Raw genomic sequence first — 21,875 nt, 5'->3', positions numbered from 1 at the left:
CGTTGATGCGGAGCCACTCAGGCTCCGCAAGGGGAAGCTAATGACGTTCTGGAGCATTTTACGCCAGCGATGCTGGGGACTTATTCTGGTGGTTATCGGTGTTTGCGTGATCACCTTTATCATTTCGCACCTGATCCCAGGCGACCCCGCGCGGTTGCTGGCGGGCGATCGCGCCAGCGATGAAATTGTTGAAAATATTCGTCAACAGCTGGGGCTGAACCAGCCGCTGTATGTGCAGTTCTTTCGCTATGTGAGCGATATCTTTCAGGGCGACTTAGGCACCTCTATTCGCACCGGACGCCCGGTACTGGATGAACTGCGTATCTTCTTTCCCGCCACTCTGGAGCTGGCTTTCTGCTCTTTGTTGCTGGCGCTGGTGATCGGTATTCCGTTAGGTATTTTATCTGCAGTCTGGCGCAACCGTTGGCTTGATCACCTCGTTCGCCTGATGGCGATTACCGGCATCTCCACGCCTGCATTCTGGCTGGGGCTGGGGGTTATCGTGCTGTTTTACGGTCATCTGCAAATTTTGCCCGGCGGTGGACGGTTAGACGACTGGCTGGATCCACCGGCTCATGTCACCGGGTTCTACCTGATTGATGCCCTGCTGGAAGGCAATGGCGAAGTCTTTTTCAATGCGCTCCAGCACCTGATCCTGCCGTCACTGACGCTGGCTTTTGTGCACTTAGGGATCGTTGCCCGCCAGATTCGCTCTGCCATGCTGGAGCAACTGAGTGAAGATTACATTCGAACCGCGCGCGCCAGCGGACTACCGGGCTGGTACATCGTGCTGTGTTACGCGTTGCCGAATGCGCTTATTCCATCAATAACCGTGCTCGGCCTGGCATTGGGCGATCTGCTCTACGGTGCGGTACTGACCGAAACGGTCTTCGCCTGGCCGGGAATGGGCGCCTGGGTGGTAACGTCGATTCAGGCGCTCGACTTCCCGGCGGTAATGGGATTTGCCGTAGTGGTCTCTTTCGCTTATGTGCTGGTCAACCTGGCGGTTGATTTACTCTACCTGTGGATTGACCCACGTATTGGACGCGGAGGTGCTGAATGATGCTCACTCAAGAAACGCCGACCGCCCCACAGACTGCTCGTCGTCGTACGGACTGGGCGAAATTGTTGTGGATGATGAAAAGCAGCCCGCTGACGCTGATAGGCGGGGTCATCATTGTACTGATACTGTTGCTGATGGTGCTGTCACCGTGGATTACGCCTTACGATCCTAATGCCATCAATTTAAGTGCGCGCCTGCTGCCACCGTCTGCGTCCCATTGGTTTGGTACCGATGAAGTGGGCCGCGATCTGTTCAGCCGTGTTCTGGTCGGAAGCCAGCAGTCGGTCGTCGCTGGTCTGGTGGTGGTGGGAATTGCCGGCGGATTGGGTTCGCTGCTGGGTTGTCTGTCTGGCGTCATGGGGGGACGCGCCGATGCAATTATCATGCGAATAATGGACATCATGCTGTCCATCCCTTCGCTGGTGCTGACGATGGCACTGGCCGCTGCGCTGGGACCCAGCCTGTTTAACGCCATGCTGGCGATTGCCATCGTACGTATTCCTTTTTATGTGCGCCTCGCCCGCGGCCAAACGTTAGTGGTGCGTCAGTTTACCTATGTCCAGGCTGCGCGGACCTACGGCGCTTCTCGCTGGCACCTGATTAGCTGGCACATTTTACGTAACTCTTTACCGCCGCTGATTGTGCAGGCGTCGCTGGATATCGGCAGCGCGATCCTGATGGCCGCCACGCTCGGGTTTATTGGTCTGGGCGCACAGCAGCCCAGCGCGGAATGGGGAGCGATGGTGGCGATAGGCCGCAACTACGTGCTTGATCAGTGGTGGTATTGCGCTTTTCCCGGCGCCGCAATTCTGATTACCGCCGTGGGCTTTAATCTTTTTGGCGATGGTATTCGCGACCTGCTGGATCCGAAAGCCGGAGGAAAACAGTCATGACACAACCCGTACTGGAAATTGAGGATTTGCATCTGAGTTTCCCCGGCTATAAAGCTGACGTGCATGCGCTGAACCATGTTTCGCTGCATATCAACCGCGGAGAAATTGTCGGCGTGGTCGGTGAATCCGGTTCCGGCAAGTCCGTGACGGCGATGCTTACCATGCGGCTGCTGCCGGAGGGCAGCTATCATATTCACCAGGGACGCGTTTCGCTACTGGGTGAAGATGTGCTCAACGCCAGCGAAAAGCAAATGCGCCAGTGGCGCGGCGCACGCGTTGCGATGATCTTTCAGGAGCCCATGACCGCGCTTAATCCCACGCGACGTATCGGCCAGCAGATGGTGGAAGTTATCCGCCATCACCAGGCGCTAAGCCGCACGGATGCTCGCCAGAAAGCCATCGCTTTGCTGGAAGAGATGCAAATTCCGGACGCGGCGGAAGTGATGAAACGTTTCCCGTTTGAGCTTTCCGGCGGTATGCGCCAGCGGGTGATGATTGCGCTGGCCTTTTCCTGCGAGCCGGAACTGATCATTGCCGATGAACCGACCACCGCACTTGACGTCACGGTACAGCTGCAGGTGTTGCGTTTGCTGAAGCTAAAAGCGCGCGCCAGCGGGACAGCCGTGCTATTTATCAGCCATGATATGGCGGTGGTTTCACAATTGTGCGACCGGTTATACGTCATGTATGCCGGAAGCGTGATTGAGAGTGGTCCAACACCAACCGTTATTCAGCATCCCACGCATCCCTATTCCATCGGCTTGCTGAAATGTGCGCCGGAACACGGCGAACCGCGCGCATTGCTGCCTGCCATTCCCGGCACCGTACCGAATTTAACCCGCTTACCGAGCGGATGCGCATTTCGTGAGCGCTGTTTTGTGGCTGGCCCTCGCTGTGACGAGACGCCTGCATTAAGCAGTCAGGGAGGCGCGGATCAACAATCGGCCTGCTGGTATCCGCAACTGGAGACAACACATGTCTGAATTTTTACTGGCCTTGCAGGATGTTCATGTCAGCTTTCCCGCGCGTAAAAACTGGCTCGGCAAGGTTACCGAACGGGTGCATGCGCTCAACGGTCTGGATTTACAGATTCGTCAGGGAGAAACGCTGGGGATTGTCGGTGAATCCGGCTGCGGAAAAAGTACGCTGGCGCAACTGCTGATGGGGATGCTGCAACCGAGTCAGGGAAACTACTCTCGCCACAATGACAAGCGGCACAGCGGCATGCAGATGGTCTTTCAGGACCCGCTTTCATCGCTTGATCCGCGCTTACCGGTGTGGCGAATTATCACCGAACCGGTGTGGATCCAGAAGCGAAGCTCCGAGCGTGAACGCCGCATTCTTGCCGAAGATTTGGCGCAACAGGTAGGGATCCGCCCTGAATATCTCGACCGTCTGCCGCATGCGTTCTCCGGCGGGCAGCGTCAGCGTATTGCCATTGCCCGGGCGTTGTCGTCAGAGCCGGACGTGATTGTACTGGATGAACCCACTTCGGCGCTGGATATCTCCGTGCAGGCGCAAATTCTTAACCTGCTGGTGTCATTGCAGGCACGCAGAAATCTGACCTATGTGCTGATATCGCATAACGTGTCGGTGGTTCGCCATATGAGCGATCGCGTGGCGGTGATGTACCTTGGGCAAATTGTTGAACTGGGAGAAACGCAGCAGGTTCTTACTCATCCTGCCCATCCCTACACGCGATTATTACTCGACTCCGTCCCTAAAACGGGAGCACCGCTGGCGGAGGATTTAGTGTTACGGAAAACCGAACTACCGGGGAACCGAACGCTGCCTGAGGGCTGTTTTTTTCGTGACAGATGTCCGTTGGCGATCCGTGGCTGTGAGAATAAACAGATCTTGCTGTCCAGCGAATCAGGAAGTGAGGTTCGCTGCTGGCGGGCGGTTAACGTGAGCTGAACGCGGCGGAAAATCAGGCGCAATACGCCTTTTTCAGGGTATCCACCAGCACTTCTGAGGCGGTAGATAACTTATGATGTGCCGAACGCAGAACGCCGATCCGACGCTGGATCACCGGCGTGTCCAGATCGATACAGGTTGCGCCTAATTCAGTCATTTGCGTACGGCACAGCGCAGGTACCGCGCTGCCGCCCAGGCCCTTAGCCACCAGCCGGCCAATGGTCACCAGTTGATGGCTCTCCAGCGCCACCTCCAGTGAATGCCCGCTTTGCACCAACTGTTCTTCCAGCATCAGACGCACAGCGGAAGGTCGTTGCAGAGTGATGAAATCCAGCGTCAGCAGTTCACGCCACGCAATACGATCCCGCCCTGCCAGTCGGCATGTTGGCGGGACAATCGCGATAAAACGATCCACACCAAGCGGGGTGAAATGCAGATGCCCGGAATAGTCCGGTTCGAAGGCAATGCCCATCTCCACCCGCCCTTCACTCACCATCTCAATGACTTGTTCGTTAATCACATCGTGAACCGTTACGTTGATACCGGAATAGGAATCACGAAACGTCTTCAGTACTGACGGCAGGACGTTAGCAGCAAATGAAGGCATGGCGGCAATAGAGATTTTACCGCGTTGCAGCGTGAATCGCTGGCGCATTGCCTCTTCCGTGTTCTCCCAGTCCGCGAGCAACTGTCGCCCCATGTTCAGCAACGTTTCCCCTTCCTGTGTCAGGGTCACCTTGCGGGTGGTTCTCAACAGTAAAGCCCCACCTAACGAATCCTCCAGTCCTTTAATCGCCAGACTTAATGCGGGTTGCGACATATTCAGTCTTTCACTGGCATGAGCAAAATTCAGAGTGTGAGCTACCGCTAAAAACGCGCGTAACTGTTTGATGCTCATTCCCATTTCGCATTCCTTTAACCTGTTGAATACCTTTAATTAACATTAAATTGATAAAAAAACCCAATGAGTGAGTCACAAATTTAAAATTAACAAATCATTTTTCTCCCCCAATGATGTCGGCAAGGACAACAGGAGGGGCAAGTATATGGCTGGACTGGATAAACGGGTCGCCACGTATCAAGAGGCGCTGGAAGGACTGACCGACAACATGACGCTGCTGGCGGGCGGTTTTGGCTTGTGTGGCATCCCTGAAAATCTGATTGCCGAAGTACGTCGTCGGGAGGTTCAGGGTCTTACCGTGGTGTCAAACAACTGCGGCGTGGACGGTTTTGGCCTCGGCGTACTGCTGGAAACGCGTCAGGTGCGCAAAGTGGTTGCATCCTATGTGGGTGAAAACGCGCTGTTTGAAAAGCAGGTGCTTAGCGGCGAACTGGAAGCCATCCTGACGCCGCAAGGCACGCTGGCGGAGCAGTTGCGCGCTGGCGGCGCGGGGATCCCCGCTTTCTTCACCGCGACCGGATACGGGACCCCCGTGGCCGAAGGAAAAGAGGTGCGCGAGTTTGCCGGACGTCCGTACATTTTAGAACAGGCCATAACCGGAGACTTTGCGCTGGTCAAAGGCTGGAAAGCCGACTGGTACGGCAATGTTATCTATCGCCATACCGCACAGAATTTTAATCCGCTGATGGCCGCTGCCGGGCGCATTACCGTGGTGGAAGTTGAAGAGATCGTCCCCCCTGGCGAGTTGGATCCCGCTGCGATTCATACTCCCGGAATTTTTGTTAACCGCATTATTCAGGGGCAATTTGAAAAACGTATTGAACAACGCACCCTGCGCCAGAAAGGAGCCTGACCATGTTAACGCGTGAACAAATGGCAATGCGTGTCGCCCGTGAGCTGCGCGACGGTTATTACGTCAACCTTGGGATTGGTATTCCCACTCTGGTAGCGAACTACATCCCCGATGGTATGGACGTGATGCTGCAATCGGAAAACGGTTTGCTGGGTATGGGGCCGTTTCCCACAGAAGACGAAATTGATGCGGACATGATCAACGCCGGAAAACAGACCGTGACGGCGCGCAAAGGCGCAGCGATTTTCGACTCGGCGCAATCCTTCGCGATGATCCGCGGCGGCCACGTTGACCTGACGGTGCTCGGCGCGTTTGAAGTCGATGTAAACGGCAATATCGCCTCGTGGATGATCCCCGGAAAAATGGTGAAAGGCATGGGCGGCGCAATGGACCTGGTGGCCGGAGCTGACAACATCATCGTGGTGATGACCCATGCTTCCAAAAACGGTGAGTCAAAATTGCTTCCCGCCTGCACCCTGCCGCTGACCGGCGTGGCCTGCATCAAACGCGTACTTACCGATCTGGCGCTGCTGGAGATTGCCGACGGGGCGTTCATTCTGCGCGAACGCGCCCCGGGTATCAGCGTGGATGACATCGTCGCCAGAACCGCCGGCAAGCTGATCGTTCCTGAAAATGTCCCCGAGATGCAATTTAACTGAGGAGCTGACCATGCAGGATGTTGTTATTGTCGCGGCAACGCGCACCCCGATTGGCAGTTTTCATGGCGCGCTGGCGCCGCTTTCGGCGGTTGAACTCGGTTCGGTGGTCATCCGTTCCCTGCTGGAAAAAACGGCCGTGGCGCCTGAGCAAATTGATGAAGTGATTTTGGGTCAGGTGCTCACGACGGGCAGTGGTCAAAATCCGGCCAGACAGACGGCGTTACGCGCGGGCTTACCGGTCACTACGCCAGCGCTAACCATTAATCTGGTGTGCGGCTCGGGCCTGAAGGCGGTGCATCAGGCGGTACAGGCGATTCGCTGCGGTGATGCGCAAATTGTGATTGCCGGTGGGCAGGAGAGCATGAGCAATGCGCCCTATTTCCTCGACGGCGCGCGGGCCGGTCTGCGCCTGGGTCATGCCAGCCTGAAAGACAGCGTAGTGCATGACGGTTTATGGGACGCCTTCAACGACTATCACATGGGCATTACCGCGGAGAATCTGGCGGATAAGTTCGCTATCAGTCGTGAGCAACAGGATGCATTTGCTCTGCACTCCCAGCAAAAAGCAGCTGCCGCGATTGAAGCCGGTCGTTTTAGTGCGGAGATTACCCCGGTCAGCGTTCCGCAGGGGAAAAAACCGCCGCGTGTTGTGGACCGCGACGAACAGCCGCGCCCGGATACTCAGGCTGATAAGCTGGCGCAGCTCAAGCCAGCGTTTCGGCCAGGAAACGGCACGGTGACCGCCGGGAATGCTTCTTCAATCAATGATGGCGCCGCGGCGGTGATGCTAATGAGCGCCGCCAAAGCCGCAGAACTCAATTTGCCGGTTCTGGGACGGGTTGCGGGCTACGCGGTCTCCGGCGTCGATCCGGCCATTATGGGTATTGGGCCAGTAGATGCGTCACTTCAGTGTCTACAACGGGCAGGCTGGGCGCTGAACGATGTTGATCTCATTGAAGCCAACGAAGCGTTTGCCGCACAAGCGCTGGCGGTTGGCGAATCACTGAACTGGGACAGCAGCAAAGTTAACGTCAATGGCGGCGCGATCGCGCTGGGTCATCCGATTGGTGCCTCCGGGTGCCGGATTCTGGTGACCCTGCTGCATGAAATGGCCCGCAGCAACGCCGCCAAAGGGTTGGCCACGCTGTGCGTAGGCGGCGGTCAGGGTGTCGCGCTGGCAGTAGAGCGTCCGGGGGGATCTCATGAAAAATAAGCAAATTTGCGTACTGGGCGCGGGTTTAATGGGCGTCGGCATTGCCACCCACTTTGCCCGCTTTGGTCACGATATCTGGTTGTACGACACCGATAGCAGCCGAATTGCGGAAATTAGCCATATTGCCAGCGGTATTGTGGATGAGCTTATTGCTACTGAACAATTTGCTCTAAGCGAAAAAGCATCGGTTATGAACCGTCTACACGGTACGACGTCGCTACAGGATATTGCCGCGTGCGGATTGCTGATTGAAGCCATCCCGGAACGCCTCGAACTTAAACATGCGCTGTATGCGCAACTGGAAGAGCTGATCGCACCGGAGGCGGTGATCGCCAGTAATACCAGCGGACTGCCACCCGATGCCCTGGCAGAAAAGCTTGCCCATCCTGAGCGGTTGCTGATTGCCCATTTCTGGAACCCGCCACACTTTATTCCGCTGGTTGAAATTGTGCCGGGGACGGCAACGAAGGCGGAATATCTCCATGAATTACAACAACTACTGCTGTCGATGCAACTGGAAGCGGTCGTGCTCGATCGCGCCGCGCCAGGGTTTGTCGGCAACCGTCTGCAATTCGCCCTGCTACGTGAAGCATTGCATATCGTTAAAAGCGGTATCGCCAGCGCGGAGGTAGTGGATCAGGTAATGCGTGCCTCGCTCGGACGACGCTATGCCATGGTTGGCCCGCTGGAGGCGGCTGATATGACGGGTCTTTCTACGGTACAGGACATTTGTCAGCATCTGTTACCCACGCTCGCCACCGGTAGCGACATGATGTCGCTGGTCGCTGACAAGGTTGCCAACGGTGATACTGGTTTGCGCAGCGGCCAGGGATTTTATCGCTGGGATGATTCGCGCAAGGAGTACATCCAGCAACGCAGAGAGCACCAGCTGCGCTTTGCCCTGAAACCGTAACTTCTCTTTCTGTACCCCACTATAACAATGATATTGAGGAGTCATGATGAGTGTATTAATCGCCCTGGCAGCGCTGGGCCTGCTGATGCTTGCAGCCTATCGCGGATACAGCGTCATCCTGTTTGCCCCCATCGCGGCATTAGGTGCTGTATTGCTTACCGAACCCAGCGCCGTCGGCCCTGCCTTCACCGGCCTGTTTATGGAAAAAATGGTCGGTTTTGTGAAGCTTTACTTCCCGGTATTTTTGCTGGGTGCGGTGTTTGGCAAGTTAATCGAGTTGTCTGGTTTTTCCCGCTCTATTGTTGCCGCCGCCATCAATATTCTCGGGCGGCGTCACGCCATCCCGGTGATCGTGCTGGTGTGCGCGCTGTTAACCTACGGCGGGGTGTCACTGTTCGTCGTGGCGTTTGCGGTGTATCCCTTTGCGGCGGAGCTGTTCCGCCAGAGTAATATTCCTAAGCGCCTGATCCCGGCCACCGTTGCGCTGGGCGCGTTTTCCTTCACGATGGACGCCTTGCCGGGCACGCCGCAGATCCAGAATATTATTCCGACCAGCTTCTTTGGGACTAACGCCTGGGCCGCGCCGTGGTTGGGGCTGATAGGCTCGCTGTTTATTATTTTCGTCGGTCTGGTTTATCTCGAACGTCAGCGTCGTAAAGCGCAGGCAAAGAATGAAGGCTATGGCACTGAACTGTTAAACGAGCCGGAAACGCCGGATAACATTAACCTGCCGAACCCGATAATCGCTATCTCTCCGCTGATTCTGGTTGGGGTATTTAACCTGCTGTTTACCCGCTGGATCCCACAGTGGTATGGCGCAACACATCAACTGGAACTGCCAGGCCTTGCCAAACCGATTACCACCGAAGTCGGTAAAATTACCGCTATCTGGGCGGTGGAAGCGGCGCTGATTTCAGGGATCCTGCTGGTGGTGCTGTTCGGCTATCGCAACATTAAAGGTCGCCTGGCGGAAGGCAGCAGAACGGCGGTTGGCGGCGCGATCCTCGCGGCCATGAACACCGCGTCGGAGTATGGTTTTGGTGCGGTGATCGCTGCCTTGCCGGGTTTCCTTGTGTTGTCAAAAGCGCTGGCGGCGATCCCCGACCCGCTTCTTAACGAAGCCATCAGCATCACCACGCTGGCTGGGATCACCGGCTCGGCGTCTGGCGGAATGAGTATTGCCCTCGCCGCCATGTCTGACACTTTTATTGCCGCTGCCCATGCCGCCAATATTCCACTCGAAGTCTTCCACCGCGTGGCGTCAATGGCCAGTGGCGGCATGGATACCCTGCCGCACAACGGCGCGGTCATTACCCTGCTGGCTATTACCGGCCTCAGCCATCGTCAGGCGTACGGCGGGATTTTCGCCATCACCGTGATCAAAAGCCTGGCCGTGCTGTTTGTTATCGGCGTCTTCTACACCACCGGAATTGTTTAAGGAGAATCATCATGAACTTAACGGGAAAAACCGCCCTGGTTACCGGCTCGACCAGCGGTATTGGATTAGGCATCGCTCAGGTGCTGGCACAAGCGGGCGCTTCGTTGATCCTCAACGGGTTTGGTGATGTCGAAGCCGCCAAAGACGCCGTGGCGCAGTATGGCAAAACGCCAGGCTACCACGGCGCGGACCTGAGCGATGAAGCGCAAATTGCTGACATGATGCGCTATGCCGCAAGCGAATTTGGCGGTGTGGATATCCTGGTCAACAACGCCGGGATCCAGCATGTGTCTCCGGTAGAAACCTTCCCGGTTGAAAAATGGAACGCAATTATTGCTATTAACCTCTCATCCGTTTTTCACACTACGCGACTGGCGCTGCCAGGCATGCGCGCACGGAACTGGGGACGCATCATTAATATCGCCTCGGTTCACGGCCTGGTGGCTTCTAAAGAGAAAGCCGCGTACGTGGCAGCCAAGCACGGCGTGGTGGGATTAACCAAGACCATTGCGCTGGAAACCGCGCAGACCGGCATCACCTGCAATGCGCTATGCCCCGGTTGGGTGCTCACACCGTTGGTCCAGCAGCAGATTGATAAACGTATTGCCGAAGGCGCTGCGCCTGACGTCGCACGTGACGCCCTGCTGGCGGAAAAGCAACCGTCGCGCGAATTCGTCACGCCGGAGCAGTTAGGGGAACTCGCGTTGTTTTTATGTTCAGACGGTGCGGCGCAGGTACGAGGCGTTGCGTGGAATATGGATGGCGGCTGGGTGGCGCAATAACATCATCTGGTGCCGGATAAGACGTAGTCGCATCCGGCACGCCACGATTAAGACTTCAGCTGATAATCCAGTGTAATTTCCGCGTTCAGTACCTGCGAAACTGGGCAGCCGGCCTTCGCTTTCTGGATGATGCCGTCAAACGTGGCGGCGTCTATCCCCGGAACGCTTACCTCACTGTGCAGCGCTACTTTGGTTATCGCAAATCCCGCATCCACCTTATCCAGAGAAACATCGGCAGTGGTATCAATGGCGTCTGGCGTAAAGCCCGCATCGCCCAGCATTAACGAAAGCGCCATTGAGAAGCAGGCGGCATGGGCCGCGCCAATCAACTCTTCAGGATTGGTGCCTTTTACCCCTTCGAACCGCGTATTAAACCCATACGGTTGCTGATTCAGCACGCCACTTTCGGTCGATACGGTACCTTTACCGCGTTTAATGTCGCCTTCCCAGTGTGCCTGACCCTTCTTATGGATAGTCATTACCGTTCTCCTGTGTTGTCGTTGAAGTTACAAGTATAGGACGCCTGAGAAAATGCATGATCCATCCGGGATAGTTCTGCATTTACCGCTTAAGCATTGACCTTTCAGACAAAATGACCGACCATCCTGAAAGCCGTTATTTTAAACATCGGCTTTCTATCAGGTTGTATTTCGTCCGTTGTTATACGGGCTCGCCCTTGAAACCAGAAACAGGATTAAGGAGTTAGAATGAAATCGAACCGTCAGGCCCGTCATATTCTTGGACTGGACCACAAAATCTCAAACCAACGTAAAGTCGTGACCGAAGGTGACAAAACCAGTGTGGTCAACAATCCTACCGGAAGAAAACGCCGCGCTGACGGCAAATAGTCTTTCGCAGGTCTGACTGAATAACGAGATAAACACCATTGCAACCGCAGTGGTGTTTTTGCTTATAAAACCCCATACCCCATTCACAATGCTTTATACTTCGCCCGTTTCCCTGGCGGACAGGCCACATACGATCATAAAGAACGCCAGGGACGGTTATTCAAAAAAGAGTGAGTGACATGGAAAACGAAACTAAAAAACTGCGTTCCCTTTACATCCCCTACGCTGGCCCGGTACTGCTGGAATTCCCTTTACTGAATAAAGGGAGCGCTTTCAGTGTGGAAGAACGCCGTAACTTCAACCTGCTGGGGTTACTGCCGGAAGTGGTCGAGACGATTGAAGAACAGGCTGAACGCGCCTGGATCCAATATCAGGGATTCAAAACCGAAATCGACAAGCATATTTACCTGCGTAACATTCAGGACACCAACGAAACACTGTTTTACCGACTGGTGCATAATCACCTTGATGAGATGATGCCGGTTATCTATACCCCAACGGTAGGTGCTGCCTGTGAGCGTTTCTCTGAGATCTACCGTCGCGCGCGCGGTGTGTTTATCTCTTATCAGAACCGCCACAATATGGACGATATCCTGCAGAACGTACCTAACCACAATATCAAAGTTATCGTCGTCACCGACGGTGAACGTATTCTGGGCCTTGGCGACCAGGGGATCGGCGGGATGGGTATTCCGATCGGTAAGCTGTCGCTGTATACCGCGTGTGGCGGAATTAGTCCGGCCTACACCCTGCCGGTCGTCCTGGACGTCGGTACCAACAATCAGCAACTGCTGAACGATCCGCTGTATATGGGCTGGCGTAATCCGCGTATCACTGATGATGAATACTACGAATTTGTCGATGAATTCATCCAGGCTGTGAAGCATCGTTGGCCGGACGTGCTGCTGCAGTTCGAAGACTTCGCGCAGAAAAATGCGATGCCGTTGTTGAACCGCTATCGCGATGAAATTTGCTCGTTTAACGACGATATTCAGGGCACCGCAGCGGTTACCGTTGGTACGCTCATTGCCGCCAGCCGCGCGGCGGGTAGCCAGTTAAGTGAACAGAATATCGTGTTCCTGGGAGCGGGCTCAGCTGGTTGCGGGATTGCCGAGCAGATCATCGCGCAAATCCAGCGTGAAGGTTTAAGCGAGGAAGCGGCGCGTCAGCGCGTGTTTATGGTCGATCGCTTCGGCCTGTTAACCGACAAAATGCCGAACCTGCTCTCCTTCCAGACCAAACTGGTGCAAAAACGCGAAAATCTGCAGCACTGGGATACGCAAGAGGATGTGCTGTCGTTACTCGACGTGGTGCGTAACGTTAAGCCGGATATCCTGATTGGTGTTTCCGGACAGACCGGCCTGTTTACCGAAGAGATCATCCGCGAAATGCACAAGCATTGTTCGCGTCCCATCGTCATGCCGCTGTCTAACCCAACTTCACGCGTGGAAGCTACGCCACAGGATATTATCGCCTGGACCGAAGGTAACGCGCTGGTTGCGACCGGTAGCCCGTTTGCGCCGGTAGTGTGGAAGGAAAAAGTCTTCCCGATTGCCCAGTGTAACAACGCCTATATTTTCCCGGGTATCGGGCTGGGTGTTATTGCTTCCGGCGCATCGCGCATTACCGATGAAATGCTGATGTCGGCCAGTGAAACACTGGCGCAGTATTCACCGCTGGTGCTGAACGGCGAAGGACTGGTGTTACCGGAACTGAAAGACATTCAGACAGTTTCCCGTGCGATTGCTTTTGCCGTGGGTAAAATGGCCCAGCAGCAAGGCGTGGCTGTGAAAACGTCCGCCGAAGCGCTGCAACAGGCGATTGACGATAATTTCTGGCAGGCGGAATATCGCGACTACCGTCGAACTTCTATTTGACGGTTTGCCCGGCAGCAGAGTCTGCCGGGCAATTTTAAGCGTTCGATGAACGAAATACAGTATGCAGATTACTGTTCTGAAAGTTCCAGCTCAGCGATAACCGGCAGGTGATCGCTCGCCGTAGACCACGTAAATTCGGGTGAGTTATGTGGAATTTCCAGATTTTTGACGTTCCACTTCTGCCCTTTAAACGTGAAAATATGGTCTATATCGATCGCAGGGTTAACGGCTGGCCAACTGCGGGTATCAACCCCGTCTTTCGTCACTTCGTTGAAAAAGTAACGTATTTCTTTCAGCGGCTGCTCGTCCCGGGTCGAATTAAAGTCCCCTGCAAGGATTTTAATTGAGGAGGCGATATCCGGGAAATCTGATGTCGCGTCGCCAATGCTGATATCTAAAAGATAGCGGGCTTGTTCCGTACGCATGGTAGGATCTTTTTGCCAGTCGAGATGGGTCACCATAATGATGGGGGCAGAATCAAACCCAGGCACGTCAACCTGCGCCAGTAATGCCACGCGTTGTTCAGCATTACCCGACGGTAATTTTACCACCTGCGTATGCAATATTTTATATTTGGAAAGCAGTCCTAACCCGTACTCACCGCCATCAAAATCGAGTGCTTTACCAAAGGCGTAATACAGTTTATTGGCATCAGCGATTTTTTTGAGTTGATCGATCTTTTGACTGCGCCCTGTTTTATTATCAACCTCTGGCACTGCTATAATATCTGCATCTATTCTTTTAATAGCTGAATTAAGTGCCGTAAAATCCGCCACATCAGCAGATGCTTCATTTTTACCAATGTTATAGGTGGCAATCTTTAAATGCGGGTTATTCTGCGTGTAAATTTTGTCAGGAACACCACCCTTTTGCACTTTAAGTATCTCATTACCAGCGAGTTTTTCGCTTGCTTGTGCATTTGCAAATAAACATCCCAGCGCAATCATCGTCAATGTCATTGTTTTTTTCATGTCATCTATTCTCCAAATAATAAAATAGTGAGCGACAGCGTACCGGAGAACAGCGATCGTTATTGTGATCCTTAACTCAAGCTTTCGGCGCGACGAAAATTAACTTTTGCCTGATTTATTTGTCTTGTGATCTGCTGGGCGTTCAAAGCTTGCGCTACCGCGTATGTTGCGATTACACTTTCATCACCGATTAACATTCTGAAAAACAAAAGGAGGATACTTATGCTGTACTGTGAACGTTTTATCGTTTCACATGCTTTTGGCGATCGCCAGTGCTCAAGCGTTATCGGTATCGTGCTGCGATAACTTCTGCTTGAGCGAAGCTAACTTCTCAATCCCCTTCTCTCGGGCTTACCGGGTTATCGTCAGCGATGTTTGACGAGGCGTTTTTACGCCTGTAACTCTTGAGTAAGCAACAATGAGCACATTACTAACCGCACAATCCTTACACGTTGATACGGCATTTGGCACGCTATTCGACGATCTTTCCTTCACCCTGAAAAAAGGTGACCGCATCGGGCTTATCGGTTACAACGGCTGCGGCAAAAGTACGCTATTAAAACTGCTTGATGGCACGATTTCACCCACCAGCGGGTCTATCGCGCAGGCGAATCACTGTCATCTCGCACGTGTGGAGCAACATTTACCTGACGATATACTGCCGCTTACGTTGCAAGAGGCGGTGCTTGCTCAACTTCCCGAGCATGAACGCGCGAGCCAGCAATGGCGAGTTGAAGCGTTGCTGGCCGAAATGGGTTTCACGCCGGAGAATTTATCTCTGACAGCACAAACGCTGAGCGGCGGACAACACACGCGTCTGTTATTAGCGCGGGCGCTGATGCGAAATCCTGACCTGCTACTGCTGGATGAACCGGGTAACCACCTGGATTTGCCCACGTTACTGTGGCTGGAACAGTTCTTACAGAACTGGTCTGGTAGTTTTGTGGTGGTTTCTCACGATCCGCAGTTGCTGGATGCCGTGACTCACGGGACCTGGATCCTGCGCGATCGCACCCTGCATGCCTTCGATCTGCCCTGTAGCGCGGCGCGTCAGGCTCTGGTAGACAGAGACGCCAGCGATGCTTTGCGCCATAAGGCTGAACAAAAGGAGATCGACCGTGTCACCGCCAGCGCCAAACGGCTGGCGACCTGGGGGCGGGTCTACGACAACGAAGACCTTTCCCGTAAAGCCAAGCAGATGGAAAAACAGGTGCTGCGCCTGAAAGAGGTACAGACCGAAGTAACCTCGGGAAGTCAGTGGACACTAACATTGCAGGGTGATGCCCTGCGTGCGGATCGTTTGCTGGAGATGACTCATCTGTCCGTGGCCCCTGCTCCTGGCGCAGATTCGCTGTTTTCGATAGCCGGTATCCGCGTAAAAAGCGGCGATCGCGTGGCGATTGTCGGGCGCAATGGTTGTGGGAAATCATCGCTGTTAAGGCTTATCTGGCAACAGTTTCACTCACAGCTGGCATCGCCTTCATTGGTGTTACACCCGCGCGTTACGCTGGGGTATTACGATCAAACGCTGCACCAACTCGCTGATGACGACTCGCTGTTTGACGCGCTGGAAGCGTTTGCTCCTCAGCCTGATATTCGCAAAATGGCCTTGATTAGCGCGGGCTTTCCATGGGTTCGTCACGCACAGCGGGTCAGTACATTAAGCGGTGGCGAGCGTTCCCGGTTATTGTTTGTGGGACTGACGCTTGCGCGTTATAGCCTGCTGATGCTTGATGAACCGACCAACCATCTGGATATGGAAGGCAAAGAGGCGCTGGCAGAAACGCTGCAAAGCTATCACGGCGGCGTGTTGCTGGTCAGTCACGATCGCCAGCTTATCAGCAAAAGCTGTAACCGGTTCTGGTTTATTGATAACGGCGAACTCAGCGAATGGCACGATCTGGACGCGATCAACGCGCGAATTCGGGAAACATCTGCTGAGATACCTGTCCCGAAAACGGTGGTTGAAGCGAGAAATGAAATAAGCCGCGACAGTGATGCGTTACTGGAACAACTTCTCGAACTGGAGCAGCGGCTGGCCGACGATCTCGCTCGTAAGCCGAAACATCAAAAACCGCTGTTACAAGCGCAATGGCGTCAGGAGATTGCGCGTCTGAACTCACTACTGGAGTAAACCGCATTGCCGGATGGCGCAAGCTTATCCGGCCTACATCAGCAAAATGCGCCTGTAGGCCCGTCATCCGGCATGCCATGTATTACTGCGGTTTTTTCTCTTTCCAGGCATCCCAGGCCTGTTTGATCTCTTGCTTTGCCGTAGCGGCGTCGTTGAAACCGTTTAATTCTACCTTTTTGCGCCCTTCCGGCAGATCTTTGTACACGCGGAAGAAAGATTCCAGGCGTTGCACTTCAATCTTGGGCAGATCGCTCAACTCTTTGATGTCATCATAAGTCGGGTCAATTTTACTGGCCGGAACGGCGACAATTTTGTCGTCCTTTTCTCCGCCGTCGATCATCTTCAGCACGCCAATCGCGCGCAGCTTAATCAATGTTCCTGGGGCCAGTGGCGCACGGGTATAAAAAATGACGTCCAGCGGGTCGCCGTCACCGGCTAAAGATTGAGTCAACGAGCCGTAGTTGGCGGGATAGGCAACCGGCATTGACTGGAAGCGATCGGCAACGATAAAACCGGTTTTGGCGTCGGTTTCATATTTAATCATTCCACCTGCCGGGATTTCAGTTACGGCATAAAACTCTTCCGGGTTATTTTCCGGCTGAGGAAATTCGAGGATGTTCTGCGCCTGAGCGGACGCACAAAGAAACACGCTGACTGCGAGTAATTTTTTTACCAGATGCATTGTCTTTTAACTCTTCTATTATTGAAAAGACAACACCTTACGTTGAGCAGATGACAGAAACATGACGTTTTTTTGGCAAAAAAATGGCACTACCGATGTAGCGCCATTACGTGGAGGTAACGTCAGGGATTAGTTAACCCCTTCCTCGCTCTCTTTTTTCGCTTCTTGTCTTTCGACTTCGCGATACCAGCGCGGGTGATGTTTCTTCGCCCAGCGACGGCTCACTTTCCCTTCGATCATGCCTTTAATAGAGCCTTTCACCCAGAATGCCATATACATATGGATGAGGATGGCGTGCATCAGAATAATGCCTGCCGCCGCATGGATCAGCAGGCTATAACGCACGACCTGCATCGGGAAGAACTGCGCAAAGTACGGACGCCAGATAATAATGCCGGTAATCAGCAGCACGAAAATCATGCTCATGATCGACCAGAACATCATTTTCTGTCCGGCGTTGTACTTGCCCACATCCGCCACTTTATGTTCATTGCCTTTCAGCACTTCCACAATGTTTTTCAGCCACGGAATATCTTTTTTATCCGGGATGTTGTGGTGAACAAAGCGTACAAACATGAACATTAACGCCACGAAGATCAGCAGCCCGAAGAACGGGTGCAAAATACGCCCCATCTGCGGCGTACCGAAAGTCTGCGTCAGCCATTGCAGAGTCGGGAAGAAAAATGAAATCCCCGACAGCGCCACCAGGAAGAAGCAGATCACCACCGTCCAGTGACAGGCGCGGTCGATAAACTTCGTGCGCACAATCATTTTCGACTTACTCATGATGATCCTCCTCGTCGTCGTCCACTTCCTTATTCGGACCAATACCAACGTAGTGGTAAATAAGTCCGGCGAAGGTGGCGATAAATCCGGCTGCGGCCAGCGGTTTCAGCGCCCCTTTCCACAGATTGATAGAGGTATCAATCTGCGGATCTTTCGGCAGGCCGTGGTACAGCTCCGGCTGGTTGGCATGATGCAGAACGTACATCACATGCGTCCCCCCCACACCTTCCGGGTTGTAGAGTCCGGCGTGTTCGAAACCGCGAGCTTTCAGTTTGGCCACCCGCTGTTCGCCCATTTCCAGCATTTCCTGCTTGGTGCCGAAATGTATTGCCCCTGTTGGACAGGTCTTGACGCAGGCAGGCTCCTGCCCGACGCTGACGCGGTCCACACACAGCGTACATTTATACACGCGGTTATCCTCTTTATTGAGGCGCGGAATATTAAATGGACACCCGGCAATACAGTAGCCGCAGCCAATGCAGTGCTCTGACTGGAAATCGACAATCCCGTTGGCGTACTGAATAATCGCCCCGGCAGACGGGCACGCTTTCAGGCAGCCCGGATCTTCACAGTGCATACAGCCGTCTTTACGAATTAGCCACTCAAGCTTGCCGTTCTGTTCGGTTTCGCTAAATCGCATCACCGTCCAGGATTTGGCGCTGAGATCGGCGGGGTTGTCATACACCCCGACGCAATGACCGACTTCATCGCGGATATCGTTCCACTCTGAACATGCCACCTGGCAGGCCTTACAGCCTATACAGGTGGACACATCGATCAGTTTCGCGACCTCTGCTTTGTAATCACGGGCCTGAGGCGGCGGCGTGATGGAGTTTGTTGCGGACCGTTTGATGATGTCCTGCGTTTCCATAGACATATATTCGCCCCCTTACGCCTTCTCGATGTTTACTAAAAACGCTTTGTATTCCGGCGTTTGCGAGTTTGCATCACCGACATTCGGCGTCAGGGTGTTGGCGATATAGCCTTTACGCGCGACTCCTTCAAAGCCCCAGTGGATCGGGATCCCAACCGTTTCGACCTGCTGACCATTGACGTTCAGGGTACGCAGACGACGCGTAACCACCGCAACTGCGCGAATAAATCCACGCTTGCTGCTGACTTTCACGCGATCGCCGTTATTGATACCTTTCGCTGCCGCCAGCGTTTCGCTGATTTCCACAAACTGTTCTGGTTGAGCAATCGCATTCAGCAATGCGTGCTTGGTCCAGGTATGGAAGTGTTCGGTCAGACGATAAGTCGTCCCAACGTACGGGAAGTCCTGTTTGGTTCCCATGCGTAGCTTATCCGCCTCGTACAGACGGGCTGCCGGGTTGGAGATTACGTTCGGGTGCAGCGGGTTGGTACCCAGCGGCGTTTCCATTGGCTCGTAGTGTTCCGGGAACGGCCCTTCCGCCATCTTATCAATGGCGAACAGACGACCCAGACCTTCCGGCTGCATGATAAACGGATTGGTGCCGCTGCCAGGCGCCGCTGTATTGAAGTCCGGGATGTCGTTCCCCGTCCACTTCGTACCGTTCCACTGGATCAGCATGCGTTTTGGATCCCACGGTTTACCCTGCGGATCCGCCGACGCGCGGTTATACAGAACGCGACGGTTCAGTGGCCATGCCCATGCCCAACCCAGCGTATTACCCAGCCCTGACGGGTCGGCGTTATCGCGGTTGGCCATCTGGTTGCCCTGCTCGGTCCAGCTACCGGTATAAATCCAGCAGGAAGATGAGGTTGTGCCATCATCACGCAGAAGCGCAAAGCTATTGAGCAACTGGCCTTTCTTCGCAATCAGCACACCGTTGGCATCATAGAGATCTTCCAGCGCATAGCCGTTGTTCTCTTTCGCCACTTCTTCTGAATGCGGTTCGTCCGGCTGCTTATAGTTCCAGCTCATTTTCAGTACAGGTTCTGCGGCTTTACCGCCCTCGGTGCGATACATATCGCGCAGACGGTGGTATATACCGGCCAGAATTTCGCCGTCGTTACGGGCTTCGCCCGGCGCGTCCTGACCTTTCCAGTGCCACTGCAACCAGCGACCGGAGTTGGCAATTGAACCGTCCTCTTCCGCAAAGCAGGTTGACGGCAAACGGAAGACTTCGGTCTGGATAGATGCCGGATCAACGTCGTTTGATTCGCCGTGGTTTTGCCAGAACGTTGAAGTTTCTGTCACCAGCGGATCGATAACGACCAGATACTTCAGTTTGCTCAGGGACTGCACCACTTTGTTTTTGTCCGGGAAGGACGCAACCGGGTTAAAGCCCTGACAGATGTAACCGGTGACTTTTCCGCTGTCCATCATGTTGAAGTATTTGATCACGTCGTAGGACTGATCCCACTTCGGCAGCCACTCAAAGCCCCAGTCATTCTCTTTCTGCGCCGCATTGCCGTAGAAAGATTTCATCAGGCTAACGAAAAACTTCGGATAGTTGCCCCAGTAGTTAACCTGATCGGCCAACGTCGCTTTTGGCGTGTTCGCGGCCAGATAGGTTTGCAGATCTGTCTGTTTTTCTGACGGTAGCGTCAGGTAGCCCGGCAGACTGGTAGAGAGCAGTCCTAAGTCGGTTAACCCCTGAATGTTGGAGTGACCGCGCAAGGCGTTGACACCGCCGCCGGCCATCCCCATGTTGCCGAGCAGCAACTGGATCATCGCCATGGTGCGGATGTTTTGCGCCCCGACGGTATGCTGCGTCCAGCCCAGCGCATACAGGAACGTGGTTGTACGATCGGCTGCGCTGGTGGAAGCCAGCACTTCGCAGACTTTCAGGAAGTCTTCTTTTGGCGTACCGCAGATATTTTCCACCACATCTGGCGTGTAACGGGATACATGCTGTTTCAGCAGGTTCCACACGCAGCGCGGATGGCTTAATGTTTCATCGCGTTTGGCGTAGCCGTTTTCATCGAACTGATAGTTCCAGGACGATTTATCGTACTGACGTTTATTCGCGTCATACCCGCTGAACAGACCCTCTTCGAAAGCAAAATCATCCCGCACCAGCAGGCTGGCGTTGGTGTAATGCTTAACGTATTCAGCGTTGATTTTGTTATTTTCAATCAGGTACAGCAAAACGCCGGACAGGAACGTAATGTCCGTGCCGGAACGAATCGGTGCGTAAATATCCGCCACCGAGGCTGTACGTGTAAAACGTGGGTCAACAACAATCAGCGTGGCGTCATTGTTGTTTTTAGCTTCCATCGCCCAGCGGAATCCCACCGGATGTGCTTCAGCGGCGTTACCGCCCATCACCATCACGACGTTAGCATTTTTAATATCAACCCAGTGGTTGGTCATCGCACCGCGACCAAATGTTGGAGCAAGACTTGCTACCGTTGGTCCGTGTCAGACGCGCGCCTGGTTGTCTACTGCCAGCATGCCGAGTGAGCGCACAAATTTTTGCGTCAGCATGCCGGTTTCATTACTTGCTGCAGATGCGCACAGCATCCCGGTTGAAAGCCAGCGGTTAACCGTTACGCCCTGCTCATTTTTCTCAATAAAGTTGGCGTCACGGTCAGTTTTCATCAGCTTCGCGATGCGGGAGAAAGCTTCATCCCAGCTGATACGCTGCCATTTGTCGGAGCCAGGAGCGCGATATTCCGGGTAACGCAGACGGTTTTCACTGTGTACGTAATCCAGTAATCCTGCGCCCTTAGGACATAATGCCCCCCGGCTCACCGGATGATCCGGATCCCCTTCAATATGGTAAATCGACTCTTTGGCGTTTTTTGCTCCATCACCCAGGCTATACATTAATAGCCCGCAACCTACGGAACAGTATGTGCAGGTGTTTCGGATCTCTTTGGCGCGTAATAACTTATAGTTTCGCGCCTGAGCCAGTGCCATTTTGGGTGCAAAACCCAGAGCGGCTACTGTTGTTCCCGCCATACCGCCCGCGCAGATTTTAAAAAATTGTCTGCGGCTGACGTCCATTGCTTTCC

General features: G+C 54.1%; 19 protein-coding genes and 1 pseudogene. 13 read left to right on the top strand and 7 right to left on the bottom strand.

Annotated elements, in window-relative coordinates; translation table 11 throughout:
* The first annotated feature begins 40 nt into the window (after positions 1–40).
* The 4 genes from AC534G_RS13185 to AC534G_RS13170 are packed head-to-tail and all read left to right on the top strand — an operon-like array spanning position 41 to position 3,873.
* Positions 41–1,063 carry an ABC transporter permease gene (locus AC534G_RS13185; RefSeq protein WP_038640603.1) on the top strand — a complete coding sequence of 341 codons (1,023 nt, stop codon included), beginning with the start codon at positions 41–43 and terminating at the stop codon, positions 1,061–1,063.
* On the top strand, positions 1,060–1,956 hold the full coding sequence (ddpC, locus tag AC534G_RS13180; protein WP_038640605.1) for a D,D-dipeptide ABC transporter permease: 897 nt from the start codon (positions 1,060–1,062) through the stop codon (positions 1,954–1,956). The genes AC534G_RS13185 and ddpC overlap by 4 nt, the downstream gene beginning before the upstream one ends.
* The gene (locus AC534G_RS13175) at positions 1,953–2,939 is read left to right on the top strand and encodes an ABC transporter ATP-binding protein (RefSeq protein ID WP_110498067.1); all 987 of its coding nucleotides are present in this window, start codon (positions 1,953–1,955) and stop codon (positions 2,937–2,939) included. Before ddpC ends, AC534G_RS13175 begins: the two co-directional genes overlap by 4 nt.
* Complete coding sequence (locus AC534G_RS13170; protein ID WP_110498066.1) at positions 2,932–3,873, top strand: ABC transporter ATP-binding protein; 942 nt, start codon at positions 2,932–2,934, stop codon at positions 3,871–3,873. The genes AC534G_RS13175 and AC534G_RS13170 overlap by 8 nt, the downstream gene beginning before the upstream one ends.
* 13 nt (positions 3,874–3,886) lie before the next feature.
* Here AC534G_RS13170 and AC534G_RS13165 read toward each other — a convergent pair whose 3' ends face one another.
* The gene (locus AC534G_RS13165; protein WP_038640611.1) at positions 3,887–4,777 is read right to left on the bottom strand and encodes a LysR family transcriptional regulator; all 891 of its coding nucleotides are present in this window, start codon (positions 4,775–4,777) and stop codon (positions 3,887–3,889) included.
* Positions 4,778–4,919: 142 nt separating this feature from the next.
* Between AC534G_RS13165 and AC534G_RS13160 the strand changes: the two genes are divergently transcribed.
* The 6 genes from AC534G_RS13160 to AC534G_RS13135 are packed head-to-tail and all read left to right on the top strand — an operon-like array spanning position 4,920 to position 10,632.
* Positions 4,920–5,627: a CoA transferase subunit A gene (locus tag AC534G_RS13160; RefSeq protein ID WP_032939731.1), complete on the top strand. Its 708-nt coding sequence runs from the start codon at positions 4,920–4,922 to the stop codon at positions 5,625–5,627.
* A 2-nt stretch (positions 5,628–5,629) separates the two neighbouring features.
* Entirely contained in the window at positions 5,630–6,286 is a 657-nt protein-coding gene (locus AC534G_RS13155) for a CoA transferase subunit B (protein WP_038640615.1), read from the top strand.
* A gap of 10 nt (positions 6,287–6,296) precedes the next feature.
* Positions 6,297–7,499, top strand: coding sequence for an acetyl-CoA C-acetyltransferase (locus tag AC534G_RS13150; RefSeq protein ID WP_110498064.1), 1,203 nt, complete (start codon positions 6,297–6,299; stop codon positions 7,497–7,499).
* Positions 7,489–8,412 carry a 3-hydroxyacyl-CoA dehydrogenase family protein gene (locus tag AC534G_RS13145; protein WP_110498063.1) on the top strand — a complete coding sequence of 308 codons (924 nt, stop codon included), beginning with the start codon at positions 7,489–7,491 and terminating at the stop codon, positions 8,410–8,412. The genes AC534G_RS13150 and AC534G_RS13145 overlap by 11 nt, the downstream gene beginning before the upstream one ends.
* 43 nt (positions 8,413–8,455) lie before the next feature.
* Complete coding sequence (locus AC534G_RS13140; protein ID WP_199951110.1) at positions 8,456–9,850, top strand: GntP family permease; 1,395 nt, start codon at positions 8,456–8,458, stop codon at positions 9,848–9,850.
* An 11-nt stretch (positions 9,851–9,861) separates the two neighbouring features.
* On the top strand, positions 9,862–10,632 hold the full coding sequence (locus tag AC534G_RS13135; protein WP_110498061.1) for a 3-hydroxybutyrate dehydrogenase: 771 nt from the start codon (positions 9,862–9,864) through the stop codon (positions 10,630–10,632).
* Positions 10,633–10,679: 47 nt separating this feature from the next.
* On the opposite strand, the gene AC534G_RS13130 is transcribed toward AC534G_RS13135, so the two are convergent.
* A complete protein-coding gene (locus AC534G_RS13130; RefSeq protein ID WP_085048199.1) occupies positions 10,680–11,111 on the bottom strand; it encodes an OsmC family protein in 432 nt (143 codons plus the stop codon).
* A 228-nt stretch (positions 11,112–11,339) separates the two neighbouring features.
* Here AC534G_RS13130 and sra point away from each other — a divergent pair, with 228 nt between their 5' ends.
* Together sra and maeA are read left to right on the top strand one after the other, a co-directional pair.
* On the top strand, positions 11,340–11,480 hold the full coding sequence (gene sra / locus AC534G_RS13125) for a stationary-phase-induced ribosome-associated protein (RefSeq protein ID WP_038640628.1): 141 nt from the start codon (positions 11,340–11,342) through the stop codon (positions 11,478–11,480).
* Between the two features lie 179 nt (positions 11,481–11,659).
* Positions 11,660–13,357: a malate dehydrogenase gene (maeA, locus tag AC534G_RS13120; protein WP_038640630.1), complete on the top strand. Its 1,698-nt coding sequence runs from the start codon at positions 11,660–11,662 to the stop codon at positions 13,355–13,357.
* 68 nt (positions 13,358–13,425) lie between these two features.
* Here the strand turns inward: maeA and AC534G_RS13115 are convergent, their stop codons facing one another.
* The gene (locus AC534G_RS13115) at positions 13,426–14,328 is read right to left on the bottom strand and encodes an endonuclease/exonuclease/phosphatase family protein (protein WP_069325067.1); all 903 of its coding nucleotides are present in this window, start codon (positions 14,326–14,328) and stop codon (positions 13,426–13,428) included.
* A 418-nt stretch (positions 14,329–14,746) separates the two neighbouring features.
* Here AC534G_RS13115 and AC534G_RS13110 point away from each other — a divergent pair, with 418 nt between their 5' ends.
* On the top strand, positions 14,747–16,462 hold the full coding sequence (locus AC534G_RS13110) for an ABC-F family ATP-binding cassette domain-containing protein (RefSeq protein WP_110498059.1): 1,716 nt from the start codon (positions 14,747–14,749) through the stop codon (positions 16,460–16,462).
* Positions 16,463–16,543: 81 nt separating this feature from the next.
* On the opposite strand, the pseudogene AC534G_RS13105 reads toward AC534G_RS13110, so the two are convergent.
* The 4 genes and pseudogenes from AC534G_RS13105 to fdnG all read right to left on the bottom strand — a co-directional run.
* Positions 16,544–17,144: pseudogene (locus tag AC534G_RS13105) on the bottom strand (inorganic diphosphatase); the annotation flags it as partial.
* A 129-nt stretch (positions 17,145–17,273) separates the two neighbouring features.
* Complete coding sequence (gene fdnI / locus AC534G_RS13100; protein WP_038640638.1) at positions 17,274–17,930, bottom strand: formate dehydrogenase-N subunit gamma; 657 nt, start codon at positions 17,928–17,930, stop codon at positions 17,274–17,276.
* On the bottom strand, positions 17,923–18,807 hold the full coding sequence (fdnH, locus tag AC534G_RS13095; RefSeq protein WP_038640640.1) for a formate dehydrogenase N subunit beta: 885 nt from the start codon (positions 18,805–18,807) through the stop codon (positions 17,923–17,925). Before fdnH ends, fdnI begins: the two co-directional genes overlap by 8 nt.
* Before the next feature lie 12 nt (positions 18,808–18,819).
* Positions 18,820–21,867, bottom strand: coding sequence for a formate dehydrogenase-N subunit alpha (fdnG, locus tag AC534G_RS13090; RefSeq protein WP_162620727.1), 3,048 nt, complete (start codon positions 21,865–21,867; stop codon positions 18,820–18,822).
* Positions 21,868–21,875 lie beyond the last annotated feature (8 nt).

This window comes from Citrobacter sp. CRE-46 (assembly GCF_059615875.1).
This window is presented reverse-complemented; position numbering and strand designations above follow the sequence as displayed.

Coding starts and splice junctions, on each gene's coding strand:
- AC534G_RS13185 (WP_038640603.1), top strand. CDS start 41: ATGACGTTCTGGAGCATTTTACGCCAGCGATGCTGGGGACTTATTCTG.
- ddpC (WP_038640605.1), top strand. CDS start 1,060: ATGATGCTCACTCAAGAAACGCCGACCGCCCCACAGACTGCTCGTCGT.
- AC534G_RS13175 (WP_110498067.1), top strand. CDS start 1,953: ATGACACAACCCGTACTGGAAATTGAGGATTTGCATCTGAGTTTCCCC.
- AC534G_RS13170 (WP_110498066.1), top strand. CDS start 2,932: ATGTCTGAATTTTTACTGGCCTTGCAGGATGTTCATGTCAGCTTTCCC.
- AC534G_RS13165 (WP_038640611.1), bottom strand. CDS start 4,777: ATGGGAATGAGCATCAAACAGTTACGCGCGTTTTTAGCGGTAGCTCAC.
- AC534G_RS13160 (WP_032939731.1), top strand. CDS start 4,920: ATGGCTGGACTGGATAAACGGGTCGCCACGTATCAAGAGGCGCTGGAA.
- AC534G_RS13155 (WP_038640615.1), top strand. CDS start 5,630: ATGTTAACGCGTGAACAAATGGCAATGCGTGTCGCCCGTGAGCTGCGC.
- AC534G_RS13150 (WP_110498064.1), top strand. CDS start 6,297: ATGCAGGATGTTGTTATTGTCGCGGCAACGCGCACCCCGATTGGCAGT.
- AC534G_RS13145 (WP_110498063.1), top strand. CDS start 7,489: ATGAAAAATAAGCAAATTTGCGTACTGGGCGCGGGTTTAATGGGCGTC.
- AC534G_RS13140 (WP_199951110.1), top strand. CDS start 8,456: ATGATGAGTGTATTAATCGCCCTGGCAGCGCTGGGCCTGCTGATGCTT.
- AC534G_RS13135 (WP_110498061.1), top strand. CDS start 9,862: ATGAACTTAACGGGAAAAACCGCCCTGGTTACCGGCTCGACCAGCGGT.
- AC534G_RS13130 (WP_085048199.1), bottom strand. CDS start 11,111: ATGACTATCCATAAGAAGGGTCAGGCACACTGGGAAGGCGACATTAAA.
- sra (WP_038640628.1), top strand. CDS start 11,340: ATGAAATCGAACCGTCAGGCCCGTCATATTCTTGGACTGGACCACAAA.
- maeA (WP_038640630.1), top strand. CDS start 11,660: ATGGAAAACGAAACTAAAAAACTGCGTTCCCTTTACATCCCCTACGCT.
- AC534G_RS13115 (WP_069325067.1), bottom strand. CDS start 14,328: ATGAAAAAAACAATGACATTGACGATGATTGCGCTGGGATGTTTATTT.
- AC534G_RS13110 (WP_110498059.1), top strand. CDS start 14,747: ATGAGCACATTACTAACCGCACAATCCTTACACGTTGATACGGCATTT.
- fdnI (WP_038640638.1), bottom strand. CDS start 17,930: ATGAGTAAGTCGAAAATGATTGTGCGCACGAAGTTTATCGACCGCGCC.
- fdnH (WP_038640640.1), bottom strand. CDS start 18,807: ATGTCTATGGAAACGCAGGACATCATCAAACGGTCCGCAACAAACTCC.